The following is a 465-nucleotide window of genomic DNA, read 5'->3' as shown; positions in this document are numbered from 1 at the left end:
ACTTAAAATCCGTTTAAGTCGACTTTTTAGTTTTAATCCCACTTGTTAACTTGCCTTGACGCCCCCTACTTTTTAACTATACCGTTGTAAATAGCAATAACAGCACCATATCTTTTTATATAGCGTAGTTTAATGTCATATATTCTCTTTTTTAGGAGTACTAATGAGTAACTTTAGAATAGAATCAGATAGCATGGGCACACTCGACGTACCTGCTAACGCACTTTATAAAGCACAAACCCAACGCGCCATTAATAACTTTACGATTAGCAACCTCACCATGCCACAGCAATTTATTATTGCTTTAGCGTATATAAAACAAGCCGCAGCATTAACCAATTTAAAGCTGGGCCATTTAGATAAAACAAAAGCAAATGCAATCGAGCATGCCTGCCAAGAAATTATTGATGGTCAGCATTATGAGCATTTCCCCGTTGATATTTTTCAAACGGGATCAGGTACCAG

At 37.0% G+C, this 465-nt stretch carries 1 protein-coding gene; it reads left to right on the top strand.

All coding sequences use genetic code 11. From position 1 onward, the window contains the following. Positions 1-163 precede the first annotated feature (163 nt). The coding region (locus PSH48_RS20915) for a lyase family protein (protein ID WP_273612313.1) at positions 164-465 on the top strand (302 nt) is incomplete at its 3' end.

This window comes from Pseudoalteromonas sp. Angola-4, assembly GCF_028599265.1.
GTDB lineage: Bacteria > Pseudomonadota > Gammaproteobacteria > Enterobacterales > Alteromonadaceae > Pseudoalteromonas > Pseudoalteromonas atlantica.
Note: the sequence above shows the minus strand (reverse complement) of the source record. Positions and strands in the feature narration are given on the sequence as shown.